Annotated in this window: 18 protein-coding genes; 10 read left to right on the top strand and 8 right to left on the bottom strand. The window is 68.7% G+C overall.

The genetic code is table 11. From position 1 onward, the window contains the following. Positions 1–82: 82 nt before the first annotated feature. From flgH to H7V21_RS15000, 4 genes are read right to left on the bottom strand one after another with little or no spacing between them, the layout of a single operon-like run. Positions 83–832: a flagellar basal body L-ring protein FlgH gene (gene flgH / locus H7V21_RS15015; RefSeq protein ID WP_188054508.1), complete on the bottom strand. Its 750-nt coding sequence runs from the start codon at positions 830–832 to the stop codon at positions 83–85. 26 nt (positions 833–858) lie between these two features. Then, the gene (flgA, locus tag H7V21_RS15010) at positions 859–1,308 is read right to left on the bottom strand and encodes a flagellar basal body P-ring formation chaperone FlgA (protein ID WP_188054507.1); all 450 of its coding nucleotides are present in this window, start codon (positions 1,306–1,308) and stop codon (positions 859–861) included. Beyond that, positions 1,308–2,090, bottom strand: a complete 783-nt coding sequence (flgG, locus tag H7V21_RS15005) for a flagellar basal-body rod protein FlgG (RefSeq protein WP_188054506.1) — start codon at positions 2,088–2,090, stop codon at positions 1,308–1,310. The genes flgA and flgG overlap by 1 nt, the downstream gene beginning before the upstream one ends. A gap of 38 nt (positions 2,091–2,128) precedes the next feature. Next, the gene (locus tag H7V21_RS15000; RefSeq protein WP_188054505.1) at positions 2,129–2,872 is read right to left on the bottom strand and encodes a flagellar hook basal-body protein; all 744 of its coding nucleotides are present in this window, start codon (positions 2,870–2,872) and stop codon (positions 2,129–2,131) included. Positions 2,873–2,989: 117 nt separating this feature from the next. Here H7V21_RS15000 and H7V21_RS14995 point away from each other — a divergent pair, with 117 nt between their 5' ends. From H7V21_RS14995 to H7V21_RS14980, 4 genes are read left to right on the top strand one after another with little or no spacing between them, the layout of a single operon-like run. Then, positions 2,990–3,517 carry a flagellar basal body-associated FliL family protein gene (locus H7V21_RS14995; protein ID WP_188054504.1) on the top strand — a complete coding sequence of 176 codons (528 nt, stop codon included), beginning with the start codon at positions 2,990–2,992 and terminating at the stop codon, positions 3,515–3,517. Continuing rightward, the gene (gene fliM, locus H7V21_RS14990) at positions 3,514–4,539 is read left to right on the top strand and encodes a flagellar motor switch protein FliM (protein WP_188054503.1); all 1,026 of its coding nucleotides are present in this window, start codon (positions 3,514–3,516) and stop codon (positions 4,537–4,539) included. Before H7V21_RS14995 ends, fliM begins: the two co-directional genes overlap by 4 nt. Continuing rightward, entirely contained in the window at positions 4,536–4,952 is a 417-nt protein-coding gene (locus H7V21_RS14985) for a DUF6468 domain-containing protein (RefSeq protein WP_188054502.1), read from the top strand. The genes fliM and H7V21_RS14985 overlap by 4 nt, the downstream gene beginning before the upstream one ends. Then, a complete protein-coding gene (locus H7V21_RS14980; protein ID WP_188054501.1) occupies positions 4,949–5,512 on the top strand; it encodes a MotE family protein in 564 nt (187 codons plus the stop codon). Before H7V21_RS14985 ends, H7V21_RS14980 begins: the two co-directional genes overlap by 4 nt. A 47-nt stretch (positions 5,513–5,559) precedes the next feature. On the opposite strand, the gene H7V21_RS14975 is transcribed toward H7V21_RS14980, so the two are convergent. Then, positions 5,560–5,958, bottom strand: a complete 399-nt coding sequence (locus H7V21_RS14975) for a hypothetical protein (protein WP_188054500.1) — start codon at positions 5,956–5,958, stop codon at positions 5,560–5,562. A gap of 78 nt (positions 5,959–6,036) precedes the next feature. Here H7V21_RS14975 and H7V21_RS14970 point away from each other — a divergent pair, with 78 nt between their 5' ends. Both H7V21_RS14970 and H7V21_RS14965 read left to right on the top strand, forming a co-directional pair. After that, positions 6,037–6,276, top strand: a complete 240-nt coding sequence (locus H7V21_RS14970; protein ID WP_188054499.1) for a hypothetical protein — start codon at positions 6,037–6,039, stop codon at positions 6,274–6,276. Beyond that, complete coding sequence (locus H7V21_RS14965) at positions 6,273–8,072, top strand: hypothetical protein (RefSeq protein WP_188054498.1); 1,800 nt, start codon at positions 6,273–6,275, stop codon at positions 8,070–8,072. Before H7V21_RS14970 ends, H7V21_RS14965 begins: the two co-directional genes overlap by 4 nt. A 158-nt stretch (positions 8,073–8,230) precedes the next feature. Here the strand turns inward: H7V21_RS14965 and H7V21_RS14960 are convergent, their stop codons facing one another. The 3 genes from H7V21_RS14960 to H7V21_RS14950 are packed head-to-tail and all read right to left on the bottom strand — an operon-like array spanning position 8,231 to position 12,509. After that, positions 8,231–9,136 carry a flagellin gene (locus H7V21_RS14960; protein WP_188054497.1) on the bottom strand — a complete coding sequence of 302 codons (906 nt, stop codon included), beginning with the start codon at positions 9,134–9,136 and terminating at the stop codon, positions 8,231–8,233. 14 nt (positions 9,137–9,150) lie between these two features. After that, a complete protein-coding gene (locus H7V21_RS14955) occupies positions 9,151–11,247 on the bottom strand; it encodes a flagellar hook-associated protein FlgK (protein ID WP_188054496.1) in 2,097 nt (698 codons plus the stop codon). Between the two features lie 59 nt (positions 11,248–11,306). Then, on the bottom strand, positions 11,307–12,509 hold the full coding sequence (locus tag H7V21_RS14950) for a flagellar hook protein FlgE (protein WP_262503906.1): 1,203 nt from the start codon (positions 12,507–12,509) through the stop codon (positions 11,307–11,309). 333 nt (positions 12,510–12,842) lie between these two features. Between H7V21_RS14950 and H7V21_RS14945 the strand changes: the two genes are divergently transcribed. Genes H7V21_RS14945 through H7V21_RS14930 form a run of 4 tightly spaced genes read left to right on the top strand, consistent with a single transcriptional unit; the run spans position 12,843 to position 16,047 of the window. Further along, the gene (locus tag H7V21_RS14945; RefSeq protein ID WP_188054494.1) at positions 12,843–13,235 is read left to right on the top strand and encodes a flagellar biosynthesis repressor FlbT; all 393 of its coding nucleotides are present in this window, start codon (positions 12,843–12,845) and stop codon (positions 13,233–13,235) included. Between the two features lie 12 nt (positions 13,236–13,247). After that, the gene (fliI, locus tag H7V21_RS14940) at positions 13,248–14,573 is read left to right on the top strand and encodes a flagellar protein export ATPase FliI (RefSeq protein WP_188054493.1); all 1,326 of its coding nucleotides are present in this window, start codon (positions 13,248–13,250) and stop codon (positions 14,571–14,573) included. Then, positions 14,570–14,995, top strand: a complete 426-nt coding sequence (locus H7V21_RS14935) for a hypothetical protein (protein ID WP_188054492.1) — start codon at positions 14,570–14,572, stop codon at positions 14,993–14,995. The genes fliI and H7V21_RS14935 overlap by 4 nt, the downstream gene beginning before the upstream one ends. After that, a complete protein-coding gene (locus H7V21_RS14930; protein WP_188054491.1) occupies positions 14,992–16,047 on the top strand; it encodes a peptidoglycan-binding protein in 1,056 nt (351 codons plus the stop codon). The genes H7V21_RS14935 and H7V21_RS14930 overlap by 4 nt, the downstream gene beginning before the upstream one ends. Positions 16,048–16,285: the final 238 nt, after the last annotated feature.

The following is a 16,285-nucleotide window of genomic DNA, read 5'->3' as shown; positions in this document are numbered from 1 at the left end:
GCCTGCGCACGCGGCGAAATGAAAAAAGCCGGCCCCGCCCTGGTGGCGGAGCCGGCTCAGATTGCGACCGTAGCGCCGCCCGTCAGAACGGGAAAAGCGCGTCGTAGATCTGCTGCCCCCAGCGCGCCTGCTGCGCCTCGGTCAGCTGGCCGCGGCCGCCATAGATGATCCGCGCTTCGGCGATCTTGCTGTGCTGGATCGAATTGTCGCGCTCGATATCCTGCGGCCGGACGATGCCCGTGACGATCAGCTCGCGCATCTCGAAGTTGACGCGCACTTCCTGTCGCCCGCGCACCATCAGATTGCCGTTGGGCAGCACCTGGGTGACGATCGCCGCCATCGTCATGTTGACGGTTTCCGAGCGCGCGGTGGTGCCGCCGCCGGCGTAGCGCGAACCCGATTCCGCCTCCACCAGCTGCGACGGATCGACATTGCCCGGCAACACGTTCGCGAGCGGCGTCTCCAGTCCCAGCAGCGCCGTGACGCCGCCCGACTCGGATCCGCCGCGGGTCCGCGAGGTGTTGTTGCCCAGATTCGCCTGGTCGGCGATCTCGATCCGGATTGTGAGAATATCGCCCACCGTCGCCGCGCGCTGGTCGCGGAACAGGCCCCCGGCACCAGTGCGGAACAACGATGCGCTTGGCGCCGAGGCGATGGGCACGGCGCGGCCCGAGCGATCGGCCGGCGCCGCCAGCGAAGGCTCGAACGCGGGCGCAGCGACCGGCTCCATCGCAGTCAGCTGGGGCGCCCTGCCGACCTGTTTGAGCCGACCCACCGCGCCGCAGCCCGACAGCGTGGCGCCGAGCGCCACGATCGCAATTGCTTTCTTCATCTGTTCAATCCCTGTGTTGCGGCGGTTCAGGGCGCGGCGATGCGCACGCTGCCCGATCCGTCGACGATTCCGTCCAGCGTGCGGTTGGTCGACGTCGCCACCACGCGGACGAGATCGCCCTCGCCCCCGTTCGAAAGCGCGCGGCCGCTCGTGGCGATCACCATCGCGCCGCGCACAACCCGGATCGTCACGGGCTCGCCCCGGCGAACGAGCTGCGGCGGCTGCACGTCGCTGCGGCGCACGACCGCGCCTTCGCGCAGGTTGCGGCGTGCCTCCATGCCCGCTGCTTCATCGGCGCCTAGCGCACCGCGTGCCGCGGCAGCCGGCAGCGATTCGAACGAGAAGTCGCCGGCGGCAAGCAGCTCGCCGCGCACGACCGCCCTGTCGAGCACCGCCACTTCGCCGTCCTGCGCGGCCGCCGGACGCGGCAGCAGCGCGAGCGCCAGGCCGGTGGCGAGAAGAAGCGCGCGCGACATCAGCGCAGCTGGCTGGTCGTTGCCAGCATTTCGTCTGCCGTTTTCACGACGCGGCTGTTCATCTCATAGGCGCGCTGGGCAGTGATCAGCGCCGTGATTTCCGCAACCGGATTGACGTTGGAAGCTTCGACGAAGCCCTGCGTGAGCGTGCCCGTGCCCGGCTCGCCCGGGGGTGCGATCGTCGGCTGGCCCGATGCCGCGGTCTCGAGGAACAGGTTGCCGCCCTGTGCTTCGAGTCCGCTTTCGTTCATGAAGGTGGCGAGTTCGAGCTGACCGACATTCTGCGGCTCGGGATCGCCGGCGAGCTTCACCTGGACCTGCCCGGTCGACGAAATGGTGACATCGACTGCTTCCTGCGGAATGTTGATGCCGGGCTGGACCGGATAGCCGTCCTGCGTCACCAGCTCGCCCTGGTCGGAAAGCTGGAACGAGCCGTCGCGCGTATAGCCGGTCTCGCCCGACGGCAGCGTGATCTGGAAATAGCCGCGCCCCTGGATCGCCACGTCGAGCGGGTTGCTGGTCTGGGTCAGCGCGCCTTGTTCGAGAATGCGATAGACGCCGCCGGTGCGAACGCCGGCACCGATCTGAATGCCCGCCGGCGCCATCGTGCCTTCGCCGGTCGCCGAGCCCGGGCGGACGACCTGCTGATAGAGCAGGTCCTGGAATTCCGCGCGCTGCCGCTTGAAGGCAGTGGTGTTCATGTTGGCGATGTTGTTCGAAATGACGTCGACGTTGGTCTGCTGCGCGAGCATGCCCGTCGCCGCGATGGAAAGAGTACGCATCTTCAGTTCCTCCGGTGGGAATTCGGTTCAGGGAGAGATCAGGGCGAAACGCGGCCCAGTTTCTCGATCGCGCGCTTGCGCATTTCGGTCATGCTCTCGTTCATGCGCTGGCTGGTCTGATAGGCGCGCAGAATCTCGATCATGTCGGTGGTCTCGACGATCGCATTGACGTTCGATCCCTCGACGCCGCCTGAGCGAAGCCGCGTTTCGCCGGCTTCGAGCTCGCGTCCGTCGGCGCCGTCGAACAGGCCGTCGCCCCGCGGAGTGACGCCTGCCTCATTATCGAACATGGTCACTGCGATGCGTCCGAGCGGGCCATCCGTGCCCATCACCGTGCCGTCGGGCGCGATGGTGAGGCTCGCCGCCTGCTCGGGCGGCACGACGATCGGCTGGCCGCCCTCGCCCAGCAGCCGCTGCCCGCCGGCGGTCGCCAGTTCGCCGCTCTCGAGCACCTTCACAAAGCCCGCGCGCGTATAGGCAGTGCCGCCATCAGGCGCTTCCACGGCAAGATAGCCGGGGCCTTCGATCATCACGTCGAGCGGGTTGCCCGTGGCCTGAAAGCCGCCGGGCGCGGTGTCATGAACGGCGCCATAATCGAGCACGAACGACGTCTTGCGTGCCGCATCGACGACGGACTCGCCGTCCTGGATATATTCGCGGAACACAGGCTCTTCCCGGCGGAATCCCACCGTATTCATGTTCGCCAGATTGTTCGCCGCGATATCGAGCCGGCGGCGCAGCGCCTGTTCGTGGCTCAGCAGCACATAAGAGGAGATATCCATCCGCGCCTCTTTTTTCCTTTCGCCACTAGGCACTTTTTGCCGGGCAACGATCCTATAATAGGAAGAAATCGCAGTCGCGGGTGCGGCAGCGCAGCTTTTCAGGGAAAGCAGACGGCCATGGCAGAATCATCGGAAATCGTTGAAGCCGGGGATCAGGCGGAGGCGCCGGCCAAGAAGAGCAAGAAGAAGCTCATCATGATCGGCGCGGCCGGTGCGGTGCTGCTGCTGGGCGGCGGCGGCGCGGGCGCCTTCTTCCTGTCGGGCGGCGACAGCGCGGCCGCGGAGGAAAGCGCGCACGCTGCCCCTGCCCCCGCGGGCGAGGCCGGCGCCGAAGCCGATGCCGCCTCTTTCGTCGACGTGCCGCCGATGGTGGTGAACCTGCGCTCGCCCGATGGCGCCCCGCGCTTTCTGAAGCTGCACTTCATGCTCGTGCCCGGCCCCGCCGGAAGCAGCGACGCGATCACGGCGAAGCTGCCGCTGATCCTCGATGCCTATCAGCCGTTCCTGCGCGAGCTGCGCCCGGAGGATCTCGCCGGATCCGCCGCGGTGTTCCGCATCAAGGAGGAAATGCTCCTCCGCGCCACCGACGTCGTCGGACGTGACGTGGTTTCGGATATCCTCATCCAGGACATGGTTCAGCAATGAGCGACGATTTCGACGATTTCGAGCTGCCCGAACCGCCCTCTGCGCCGGGACTGGGCGGCGACGGCAAGTTCGATCAGGCGGATATCGACGCGCTGTTCGGCGATGTCGGTGGTGCGGCCGCGCCCAAGAAAGGCCTGCGCGCCGTCATCGAATCCAAGGTCATCCGCCACGAGCGGCTGCCGATGCTGGAAGTGGTTTGCGACCGAGTGGTCCGCGCCTTCGGCAGCTCGATGCGCAATCTCACATCGGATTCGATCGACGTCAGCCTCGAGGAAGTCACTTCGACTCGCTTCGGCGAGTTCATGGGCAATGTAGCGCTTCCCGCCATGATCGGCGTCTTCAAGATCGAGGAGTGGGAGAGCTACGGCCTGATCACCGTCGAATCCGGGCTGATCTATGCCGTGGTGGATGCGCTGCTGGGCGGACGAGGCGGCAATCCGCCGATGACGATCGACGGCCGCGCCTTCACCACGATCGAGACGGGGCTCGTCTCGCGCATGCTCGAGCTCGCGCTCGACGACTTCGCCGAGGCGTTCAGCCCGATCGAACCGATCACGATGAAGCTCGAGCGGATCGAGACCAATCCGCGCTTCGCCGCGATCGCGGGATCGTCGAACCTGTGCGCCAGCGCCAGCTATCGCGTCGACATGGACGGGCGCGGCGGCCAGTTCACCATCCTGCTGCCCTATGCCACGCTCGAGCCGGTCCGCGAGAAGCTGCTCCAGCGCTTCATGGGCGAGAAGAGCGGCCGGGACAGCATCTGGGAGGCGCACATGGCCTCCGAGATCCGCAAGACGCAAGTCACGGTCAATGTGCTGCTGGGCGAGGAGCCGATGCCGCTCGCCAAGCTGCGTGCGCTGGAGGTCGGCGAGACCATCCAGCTCCACAAGAACCCCGACGATGCACTCGAACTGCAATGCGGCGGCGTCCCGCTGGGCCTCGCCCAGATCGGGCAGCGCGGCGGCAAGGTGGCCGTGCGGCTCGTCAGCAGAATCTCCAGGGAAGCAAAGGGAAAGCGATGAGCATCGCAGTAACGACCAATCTCCTCACGATGGCGCTGTGCCTGGCCGTGCTGGTGCAAAGCGTGCGGATGATGCGGAGCCTTCGCCGAGTGAAGGACGGTGCGCTGACCGAGGTGGTCGCCGCGCTCGAAAAGGCGACCGGCGAAGCGCGCACCGTGCTTTCCGACATGAAGTCGACGCTGGGGCGCGAATGTGCCGACAATGCGCGGCTGGTGGCCGAGGCCCGCGGCCTCCGCGACGAGCTTTCGGTGATGATCGGCATTGCCGACGCCACCGCCGAACGCATCGTCGAAGCCGTCGGCACGGCGAACGCCGCCCGCAGCGAGGCCGAGTCAGCCGAAGATGCGGCCGACGAGGACGAGAGCGAGGCGACCGTCGCGTCGATCGCCCCGGTTGTGGCGGAAGCGGCATGATCCCCCGCCCTTCGCTGCTGCTGCTCACCGCCGCCGCTTCGGCATTGGCGGTCGTGGCGAACGGCGTCACTGCCGCCACGCCCGAGCCCCAGGCACAGAGCGCTCCGGCAGCCAGCACCCGGCTCGGCAACGAGATCGAGCAGGATCTGAGCGCACGCGACGCCGCAGCGGCGCGCCGGCGCCGGGCGCTCGATCTGCGCGAACAAGCCGCACGCGCGGCCGAGGCGCGGCTGCAGGCGCAGATGGGCGCCCAGCAGCAGCAGCAGCAACCGGCAGCTGCCGGCGCGAATGCCGAGGCGCCGCCCGAAGGCGCGCAGTTCGACGAGCTCGCCCGAATCTATCAGGCGATGAAGCCGGGCAAGGCGGCAGTGGTGTTCGAACAGCTCGAACTCGACGTGCAGATGCAGATCGCACAGCGCATGCGCGAGCGCTCGACCGCACAGATCCTGGCAGCGATGACTCCGCAGGGCGCCGCGGCGCTCAGCATGGCGCTCGCGCGGGGTCGCGCCGATGCCGGTCAGGCAATGCGGCGCCCGCAACCGCAGACGCGGCCGCGCTGAATCGGGCCGGCCGCAGGATTACTGCGCCGGCCCAGTCTCTTTCTTCATCAGCCGCGGGTCGCGGCGACTTCGACGATCAGCACACGGGTGATCGCAGGATCGGCCGCCTGCATCGCGGCGGTCATATCGGCATCGAGCCGCACCGCATCCACCGGCCGCAGGCCGGACGCGTGCAGCCGTGCGAACTCCAGCCCCGCGGAAAGCGCGGCGGAACGCAACACCGGCATCCTGTCCTCGGCACGCGACGCGGCAGCGTCGTCGGCGAGATCGAGCACGAGCTTGAGCTGCAGGACGCCTTCGAGGCGCCCGGTATCGACGATCGGCAGGCTGAGCGGCGCCATATCGACCAGGTGCAGCGCCTGCACGCCGCCGTCACCCGCGGCGGCCGCACCACCGCCCGGTACCAGCAGCATCGGCGCCAGCGCTCCGGCCATCAGCTTACGCACGCAAATCTCCCTCGCATCGGCACGCCCTGCTGCGCGCCCCTCTCTATAATAGAGGAACGGCAGCCGACAGGACTCGACATGAGCTACGATCAACGCCCCGGACGCATGCGCGTCGTCGGGCAGAGCACGCCTCAGCCGCAGCGCAGACGGGGCGACAGCCCGCAAGAGAGCGATGCCGCACAGCTGCCTGCCGTCGACGCCGTTCCGGCGAAGCCGCGCGGCCTGTCGCTGCTGCTGATCGGCCTCTTCCTGCTTGGCAGCGCCGGTGGCGGCGTCGCCGTGGCCATGGCCGCGCATTCGGGAATGTTCGGCCAATGAAGCAGATGTTGCTCACGGCCGCCGCAGTACTGGCGCTTGCCGCGCCCTCGCAGGCCGAGGAGACGCCGCAGGCCGGCACCGCGAGCCCGCCCCCCGCGGCTCCCGCGCCGATGGCGCCGCTCGACCTTCCCGGCTTCGCCGCGCGACTGGCCCAGCTTCCGCCGCCGACCGGCCCCTCCGCGTGGCAGGGCACCGCCAGCTGGAATGCATTGCTTGTCGCAGCGCCCGAACGACGGCAGGAAGCGCGCTGGGATCATGCCCGCGCGCTGCTTGGTCGCGGACGCGCCGCCGAAGCGCTCGGCGTGCTGGCCGTGATGCGCGGCGCCGATGCCGATCTCGACCGTGTCGCCGCCTTCCGCCTTGCCGAAGGAGTGGCGCTCACGCAGCTTCGCCGCTGGAGCGATGCCGCAGTGGCGCTCGCAGCGCCCGGGCTCGCCACCAATCCAGAGGCATGCGCATGGCGCCTGCGGGCTTTCGCCGGTGCCGGCGAGGCCGAGACGGCGCTGGCCGAACTCCCCTGCGCGCTTCCGGCGATCAACAGCCGCCAGGGCGATGCGCGCACTCCCTTCGTGGTCGCCGCCGCCGAACAGGTGATCGATGCCGGGCGACCGCAGAACGCGCTGCCGTGGCTGCAGCCCCTGCCGGACCGCGACCCCGCCGTGAACCTGCTGCGCGGTCGCGCGCTGATCGCGACCGGCGCGTTGCAGGACGGCCGGCTTCGCCTCGAGCGGGCGTTGGTGAGCGGTACGGCCGAGCAGCGCGCCGACGCGCGGCTCGCGATGATCGAGGCCGATCTGAAGCAAGGCAACATCGCCGGCGCCGCCGCGCTGGAGAAGCTCGACGCGCTCCGCTTCGGCTGGCGCGGCGGTCCGGTCGAACGGCGGGCGCTTCGCCTGTCGGTACGGCTCGCCGAGGAGCTGAACGATCCGCGCGCGGCACTGCGCGCGGGCGCGGCGCTGTTCCGCTATTTCAATCCCGGCAGCGAAGCCGGCGAACTGCTCGCGCAGCTGCAGTCGGTGCTGGCGAGTCTGCTCGCCGCCGACAGCGCGCTTCCGGTAGCCGAGGCGGCGGGCCTCTATTGGGACTATCGCGAGCTGGCCCCCGCCGGTGCCGAGGGCGATGCGATGGTACGCCGCCTCGCCGAGCGGCTGCAGAGCGAGAGCCTCTACGGCCGCGCCGCCGAGCTGCTGCAATATCAGCTGAGCGAGCGCACCCAGGATGTGGCGCAGGGCCCCTTGTCGGTCCAGGTCGCCACGCTCCATGTCCTCGCCGGGGATCCGGATCGCGCGCTGCGCACGCTGCGCGACACCGAGCAGCCCGGCTATTCGCCCGCGATGCTGCACGATCGCAAGCGGATCGAGGCAGTGGCGCTTCAGCGGCTCGGCCGATACGAAGCGGCCATGGCGGCGCTGGAAAGCGTTCCCGCCAACGGCGCCATCCGTGCCGAACTCCTCTGGCGCCGCAAGGAATGGGGCAGCTTCGTCGCTGCAAACGCCGCCGCCCTCCCCGGCGGGGGCAGGCTCGAGCCCGAGGCGCAGACCGCTGTGCTGCGTCATGCAGTGGCACTCGCCATGCTCGGGCAGGAGCCGGCGCTTGCCGCGCTGCGCGGCCGCTATGCCGATCGTTTCGCGGCGCTTCCCACGGCAAGCGTGTTCGATGCGCTCACGCAGCCGAGCGGAAGCGTCGATCCCGAAGTGCTCGGCCGCGCCCTCGCCGCGATTCCCGCTGCATCGCCCGCCGGTGGGCTGGCGGATCTGCTCGACGCAAGCGAGGAAGCGGCGGCGCCTCAGGGCTGAGGGCCGCTCCCGGCGCGCCCAAGGACGCGCCGCTGACAGCGTTGCGCGAGCCTTTCCGGCAGACGCCAGAAGCGCGCGGCACCGCCGAAACGATGTTCTGAGAGGGTGCTTGGATGCGGCGGCGGCGCCCGAGGGGCAGCCGCCGCCGGCGCGGTTCCTTAGAGGAAGCGGACCAGGCTGAGCCCGGAAAGCTGGGCGAACACCGAATAGCTCGCTTCCAGCATCGATTTCTGCTGGGCGAGGTCGACCGCCACCTGGCCCAGGTCGGCGTCCTCGTTGCTTTCGATCACGCCTTTGAGCAGCAGCGCGCGTTCTTCGCCGCGCGTCGACAGCGTCTCCACCTGCGCCTGCTTGCGGCCGTTCTCGGCGTTCACCGAGCGAAGGCTGCCAAGCCCGGTCTCCAGCTGGTCGACCGCGGTGCGCAGCGCGGCGATCTGGGTGTCGGTCGGAACCTCGCCGATCGGCCCGGCCTCGGCGAGCGTACGGAGCGCCTGATACAGGTCGCGGCCAGTGGCGCTGGCAGTGATGCCATAGGTCACGTCGACTCCGTCGGCCACTCGCGCCGATGCACGGACGCCATCGTCGGCGAAGGCATCGTCGGGCGCCAGCCCGACGAGATCGGAAAGAGCGTCGGGACGGAAAGGCTTGCCGCCCGTCTGCGATCCGGCAAAGAGCGGCGTGCCGCCTTCGGATGCGTTCAGCGAGGTGCGGAACTGATGAAAGGCCGTCTCGATGGCCTCCTGAAGCCCGGCGGCGCGGCCGGTGCCGATCGCCGTGAGCACGTCGGTCTTCAGCGTGCTCGCCGATTCCTCGATGCCGGTGAGATGGCCCTCGTAGAGCGACAGCGTCGTTCCCACGCGCTTGGCGACGGTGGCTTCCGCCTCCTGTCGCGCGAGCAGGCTGTGCGCCGAAAGGTTGCGCACCGTCTCGGTGCCAAGGTCGGCGAAATTCGCCGCCTTCTTGCCCGTCGACAGCCGCGTCTGCGTGATCGCCAGCTTCTCCTGCGAACGCTGGATCGCGTCGGCCATGACGCGCTGGAGCGGAATGGTGGCAACTCTCGTCATTGTCTCCGTCTCCTTCAGCGGACCATTGCGATCAGCGTGTCGTACATTTCGCTGGCAGTCGTCAGTACGCGCGCAGCGGCGGAATAGCTGTTCTGCAACACCACCATCTGCGCCAGTTCCTCGTCGATGTTGACGCCCGAAAAGCTGTCGCGGCGGTTGACCGCGTCATCGCGCCGGGCCGTTGCATCGGCGAAAGAATCTGTCGCTTGCGACGCCACGAGGCCCGTGCGGCCAAGCAGCAGGCTCGAGAAGCGCTCCATCGTCGCCACGCCGTCCTTGCCGAGATCGACGGGCTGGCCGAGCCGCTCTACGAACGCCGTGGCGCCGCGCACGTCGCCTGGGCCGAGCGCCTTGGCGCCGATGGCCACGCCGGGTTGCAGCCGCGCGAGCGGCAGCTTCGACGGATCGGCAAGCACCTCGGGGCGCACCTCGGCACTCGAGAGCCCGCTGGCGCCGCCACTCAGCCCCATCAGCGAGGAGAAGGACCGGCCCGAACCGAAGCGGTCGGTCGAATCCGAGGGGATCGACAGCGTCGCCCCGGAAAGTGCCGCCGCTGGCGCGAAACGCACGCGGCCGCGATCGTCGAGCGAGAAGGTACCGAACTGTCCCAGCGGACTGGCGTTCAGCTCGCCGATCACGTCGCCGAAGGTCGATCCGGTGGAGCCGGTGAGCGTGTAGCGGGTCAGCGCGCGGCCGGAGGTGTCGCGCAGCACGATCTCCGCCGATTCTCCCGCGCCGAATCCGTGCGGGTCGCTGGCATCGAAGCCCGAGGGCACGAGCGCGCTGGCATCGCTGCGGACAATATCGTTCAACCCGAAATATTGCGAGAAGCCGACGCCGGCGCGCGCGCTGGGATCGTTCGCGTCCTGCGCGACGACCACGCCGTTGCCGCCGGAAGCCGTGATGCTGAGCCGCCCGTCGACGAAGCTGGCGGTCGCCGCGCCCCCAAGATCCGTGTTGATCCGCGCGACAATGTCATCGACGGTGTTCAGCCCCGGAGTGCTCGCGAAATCGATGCTCGTGCTCGCCACCAACGTTCCGTCCGCCTTCGTCACCGCGAAGGTGGCGGAGCCGGTGAAGCCGTGGCGATCGCTGCCGACGAGCCCGGTGGCGCGTCCGTTGAGGCTGGCGGGCGGCGGCACGGTGGTGCCTTCGTTGGCGACGCTGTTCAGCGCCTCGGCGAGACCGCCGAACAGCACGCCGAGCTTCTCGGAAAACTCGGGAAGCTGCCGGTCGCGCAGGTCGAGCAGCCCGCCCAGCTTGCCGCCGACCGCCGCGGAATCGATCCGCTCGCCGGTTGCCGCGCCGGGCGCACCGTTCGCATCGGCAAAGCGAATGTCGATGGTCGGGTAGATCGGCTGAGACATGCCGCCGCCGCCCGAAGGATAGGAGAGCTGGCGCAGCCGCCGGTCGAGCAGCATCGCGCCCGAGGCCGTTTCGATCGTCACGCGCCCGTCGGGTTGGTCCCGGACAGTCACGTTGACGAGCGAGCTCAACTCCTGAATGGCGCTCATGCGCTGGTCGGCCGATCCGCTGGCGCTCCGCCCCAGCCCTTCGAGGCGTGCGACCGTGCCATTGAGATCGTGGATACGGGTGAGCAGGCTATTGATGCGATCGACGGTGTAGCCGACTTCGCTTTCGACATCGCCGCGCAGGCCGGCGACATCGTCGTCGAGCTGCTGCATCGAGGTGATTGCGTCCTGGACGTCGGCGGTGAAGGCCGCAACGGTCTGTTCGGATGCCTGCGATCCCGTCATTGCGACCGCCGAAGCCGAAATCGAGTCGAGCCGCGCGGGCAGGCCCGACGCTGCGCCGGGCTGGCCGAGCAGCGACTGGAGCCGGTCGAGATAATTGGCGCTCACCTCGGCCCGGCCATAGTCGCCCGAGCGGCGATAGACGGTGGCCTCGAGGAATCGATCGGCGACGCGCGTCGGCTCGCCCACCACCACGCCCGAGACACGGCCGGAGGACACGCCCGTCGACAGGTTGACGCGCTCGCGCGCATAGCCCGAGACGCCGACGTTCGCGATATTGTTCGAAACCGACTTCAGCCCCGCCTGCGATGCGGCGAGGCCGGATACGGCCGTGCTGAGAATGTCGTTGAGCGCCATTGGACCCCGCCCTGTTCGCTGGTGCCCCCGCGCCGAAGCGCGGGGGTTTCGTCAGATCATCAGCGCTTCAGATCGCTCACTTCGCGCAGCATGTCGTCCACCGTCGTGATGATCTTGGACGAGGCGCTGTAGGCGCGCTGGAACCGGATCATGTTGGTGAATTCGCCGGCGAGGTCGACCGTCGAGGCTTCGAGCGAATTGGACGCCACATTGCCGGCGCCGAGCGAACCGGGTTCGTTCAGCGTCACGCCACCCGAGCCCTTGCTTGCGGTATAGGCATTGCCCGACAGGCGCGTGAGACCGTCCGGGTTCTGGAAGGTGGCGATCGGAAGCTGGAAGACTTCGCGGGTCGTGCCGTCGTCGAACACGGCGGTCACTCGGCCGGTCTTGCTGACGTCGACCGTGGCCAGGTTGCCGAGCAGGCCCCCGTTGACGTCCGACGAGATCACCGAGGACGGCTGCCCGAACTGCGTGATGCCGTTGATGCCGCCGATGTCGCCGAGCTCCAGCGTGATTTCCGAAGTGCCCGCGCCCCCGGTCCAGTCGGGCGTGAGCGTGAACGGATCGGTGATGGCCGAACCGTCGTACTTGGTGCCCGTGATCCCGGCGAGGCTGCCGTCACCGCCGAAGGTCATCGTGCCCGATGCCAGCGGGTTGGAGGCGGAGGTGTCGCCCTCGACCTCGAAGCTCCACGTGTTCGCCGCGGTCTTCTCGAAGGTCATGCTCAGCGTGCGCGAGCCGCCCTGCGCGTCATAGACTTCGAACGAACGCTCGAACGTCGCGCCGACGGCGGCGTCCGACTGGAGGTTGGCGCGCATCATCAGCCGCGTGGTCGGCTGCGCGGTGCCGGTCAGGTCGCTGAGCCGGATCGGCTGCAGATCATCGAGGCTCCCGGTGTTGACATAGGCCGGCGTCGTGTTCTTGAGCGGCCAGCCCTGGAGGTAGAGGCCCGAGGCGTTGCGCAGGAAGCCCTGCTCGTCTGCCTTGAACGAGCCCGCACGCGTGAACGCGACGGCGCTGTCGTTACCCGAACCCGTGCGGGTGACGAAAAAGCCGCCGCCGTCGATCGCGAGGTCGGTGTTGCTGCCCGATGCCTGAAGCAAGCCCTGTTTGGTCGCCTGCGAGATCGGCGCGGCGGCGACGCCGCCTGCCGAATAGCTGCTGCCACCGCGGCCATCGGTCACCAGCGTGCGGAACTGGGCCTCGGTGCCCTTGTAGCCCACGGTGTTGATGTTGGTGATGTTGTCCGCGACGGTGGCCATCGCGCTCGCATGCGCGCTCAAACCAGAAACGCCGGCGTAGAGTGCGGAATAGAGGCTCAACTCAGTGTCTCCCGGATGCAGGCGCAAGGCCCTTCGCAGGCATTATAGGAAGAGAGTGGCGAAGGCGGTCGCAGGCGCGAAAGAATCAGTTCGCCGCGCTTCCCGCGCTCCTCTGAAGGCCTGGGCCCGAGTGGCTCACTGGTCGAAAAAACCGGCCGCAGCAGCGGCGGCGCACGCCTCGGCCGCCGCGCTAGGCAGAATTTGCCGCCCCCTGCCCCGCCCGGAGCGCTTTCTTCCTATAATGCCTGCGAAACGCTTCAGAAAGGCACGCTCATGCTCCGGATCACGCTGCGCGACGGCGAGAAGGCAGTCGTCAACGGCGCCGTGCTGCGCTCGGTCGGCAAGACCCAGATCGTCATCGAGAACCATGTCGCCATCCTGCGCGGCCGCGAAGTCATGCGTCCTGAGGATGCGACCACGCCCGCTCGCCAGCTCTATTTTGCGGCCATGCTCGCCTATATCGACGAGGAAGGCCGCGCAGGCCACCAGGATGCCGTGGTAGCCCTGCTCGCCGACGTGCTGGCGAGCGTGACTGCACCCGGCGCGCGGGAAACCTGCGTCCGTTTCGCCAGCGAAATCGCAGGCGGCAATCATTATCGCGCACTTGCCGCCGCGCGCGAACTGATCGCGCTCGAAGGCGCTGCAGCCGAACCGCAGGCAGCCTGAGGCGAGGCAGCGATGCAGACACTCGCCAGCGCCGCCCGCGCGATCCGCGCGCTCGAACCCGATCGCCGCTTCGGCCGCGTGGTCGCGGTGCGCGGTGCGCTGATCGAAGTCGAAGGGCTGATGGGCGCGGCCCAGATCGGCAGCCGCGTCACGATCACTTCGATGTCCGGCAAAGTCGAAACCGAAGTGACCGCGCTGGATCGCGACGTCGCGCTCTGCCTTCCCTTCTCCGATCCGCAGGGCGTGGGCCTGGGCGCGCGTGCCGACCTTTCCGCGGGCCAGCTTTCGATCCGCCCGTCCGCCGGATGGCTCGGTCGCATGATCGACGGTCTCGGCCGCCCGGTCGATGGTCTCGGCCCGCTGCCGCTTGGCGCCGATCCCCAGCCGGTCAAATCGCTACCGCCCGCCGCTGCGCATCGCACCCGCGTCGGCGCGCGCGTTGAAACCGGCGTCCGCGCGCTCGACTGTTTCGTGCCATTGTGCCGTGGGCAACGCCTCGGCCTGTTCGCAGGCTCGGGCGTCGGCAAGTCGGTACTGCTCTCGATGCTCGCGCGCTGGACTCAATGCGACGTCGCCGTGATCGGCCTGATCGGCGAGCGCGGCCGCGAAGTGCAGGAATTCATCGAGGACGATCTTGGGCCCGAAGGCATGGCCCGCTCGGTCGTCGTGGTCGCCACCTCCGACGAGCCCGCGCTGATGCGCCGCCAGGCGGCCTGGACCACGCTCGCCGTCGCCGAGCATTTCCGTGACCAGGGGCTCGACGTGCTCTGCCTGATGGATTCGGTCACGCGCTTCGCCATGGCGCAGCGCGAGATCGGCCTCGCCAGCGGCGAGCCGCCCGCGACGAAGGGCTACACCCCCACCGTCTTCGCCGAGCTGCCGCGGCTGCTCGAGCGCGCCGGGCCCGGCCTTCCGGGTCAAGGCAGCATTACCGGATTGTTCACTGTCCTCGTCGACGGCGACGATCACAACGAGCCGGTCGCGGATGCCGTGCGCGGCATTCTCGACGGGCATGTCGTGATGCGCCGCGCCATTGCCGAGCGCGGCCGCTATCCGGCGATCGACTTGCTGAAATCCGTATCGCGGACGCTGCCGCACTGTCTCCCCGAGGATCAGAACGAAACGCGCGTCGCCGCGCGCCGCCTGCTCGCCACCTATGGCGACATGGAGGAAATGGTGCGACTCGGCGCCTATAAGGCCGGCTCCAATCCGGACGTCGATCGGGCGGTCGCGCTCGCCCCGGCAATCGAGAAGCTGCTCGGCCAGGGCAAGAACGAGCAGGGTAGCGCCGCCGACGGCTTTGCAGCGCTTGCCGCCATCCTGGAGGAAGCGGAATGACTCCCTTCGACACTGCGCTTCGCGTGCAACGGCGCGAAGTGGATTCGCTGCGGATTTCGATCAGCGTCGCCGTGGAGCGGCTCAGCGACCTGGAACGCAGCCACCGCGAGAATATCGATACCGCGCGGCGGGAACGCGCGAGCACGAACGAAATCTGGGTACCCACCGATGCCTGGGCGGCGCGGATGCGGGCCGAGCGCACGCGCTTGCTGCGGGACGCGGGCGACGCCGAGGCGCGGCTGGCGCAGCTTCGCTCCCAGGCAACCGAACTCTATGGAACGATGCGCGCGATCGAACAGGCCGCCGACAACTATCGCGCGGAAAGCGAGCGCACGGCCGCAACTGCCGAGCAGACCGGCCTTGACGACGTCGTCGCGGCGCGGCTGGTCCGCAATCGGCTGCGGCCCGGAGATGTGCGATGAACGGCCCCGAAGCACTCGCCGCGCTGCCGCCTGCGCGCCGCGCCGAACTGATCTACGCCACCGCACGTTCGGAACTTTCAAACCGGCTGTGGCGCGCTGCGCTCGGCGACTCGGATTCGGGAAACAGCGCCAGCAATCCGGCCGGCCGGCCAGGACTGCCGCTCGGTTCGCTCGTCGAAATGATGGGCGGCGGCTCGGCCCAGCCTGGCACTGCGGCCACCGGGGCGACGACCGCCGGCCATCCGCATCATTGCTGCTGCTGCCGCCACCATCATGGCGACGCCGCGCCGGGAGCGACGCCTGCCGCCGCGGCGAGGGCTGCGCCAAGCGCGCCGACGATCACCGTCCCCGGAACGGTCTTTCCGCAGGGCGGACCAGCCGATGCCGTTGGCGAGGCCCGCGGCGGATTGCTGGCGCTGGGCAGCAATGCCCAATTCGCCCCGGCCCTCGCTCGCGCCGCCGAAGCCACGGGCGTCCCCGCCGGAGCGATCGCGGCGATCGTCGATGCGGAGGCCGCGCGTCGCGCCGACGGAAGCTGGAATCCGCTCTCGCGCAATCCCCGTTCCAGCGCAGCGGGTCTCGGACAGTTTCTGAGCGGCACCTGGCAGGATATGGCCCGCACGCCGGGCACGTGGCTCAACGAAACCGCCGCTTCGCACGGCTGGCTCGACGGACAGGGCCGGATTCGGCCGCAGGCGCGCTCGGCGCTGCTGCAGCTGCGCTACGATCCGGAAGCATCGATACGCACGGTCGCCGATTTCGCGCGGCTGAATCTCGATCGGCTGGAAAGCGACGGGCTGCGCGTCCGTGCCGATCCGGAAGCGCTGGCGAAGGCGGCGTACCTCAGCCATCACCTCGGGCTGGGCGACGCGCGCCGCTTCCTGCGGGGCGGATTGGTCCCCGACCGCGCCCGCACTCTGCTCGTCGCGCAGATCGGAGGCGCAGCCGCCGAACAGCGCATCGCTCGCACGGGCAATGCGACCGAGGCGCATCGCGAATGGCTGCTCGCCTACATCGATCGCCGAATCCAACCGGATCGTTTTGCCGGGTGAATTTTTTGGCGCGCGCGCCGCGCTACTCCGGGATTCTCCTATAATGGAGGACCAGCACCCCTCCGGCTCTTGGAAATACTTGTTATTCGCCAGCTTTCTGCGGTTGGCACCCGTTCCGATCCGCTGTCGTGTGTTGGATACGGGATCGCCCATATAGGATGTTAAGGATTTTGTTAGGAGTATCGGAGGCAAGGTTCCTCTTGTGAACGGCGGTCCGCAGGGGTTCCGCCGCCCGCAA

It is taken from the genome of Sphingosinithalassobacter sp. CS137 (genome assembly GCF_014334115.1).
In the GTDB taxonomy this organism is placed as follows: domain Bacteria; phylum Pseudomonadota; class Alphaproteobacteria; order Sphingomonadales; family Sphingomonadaceae; genus Sphingomonas.
This window is presented reverse-complemented; position numbering and strand designations above follow the sequence as displayed.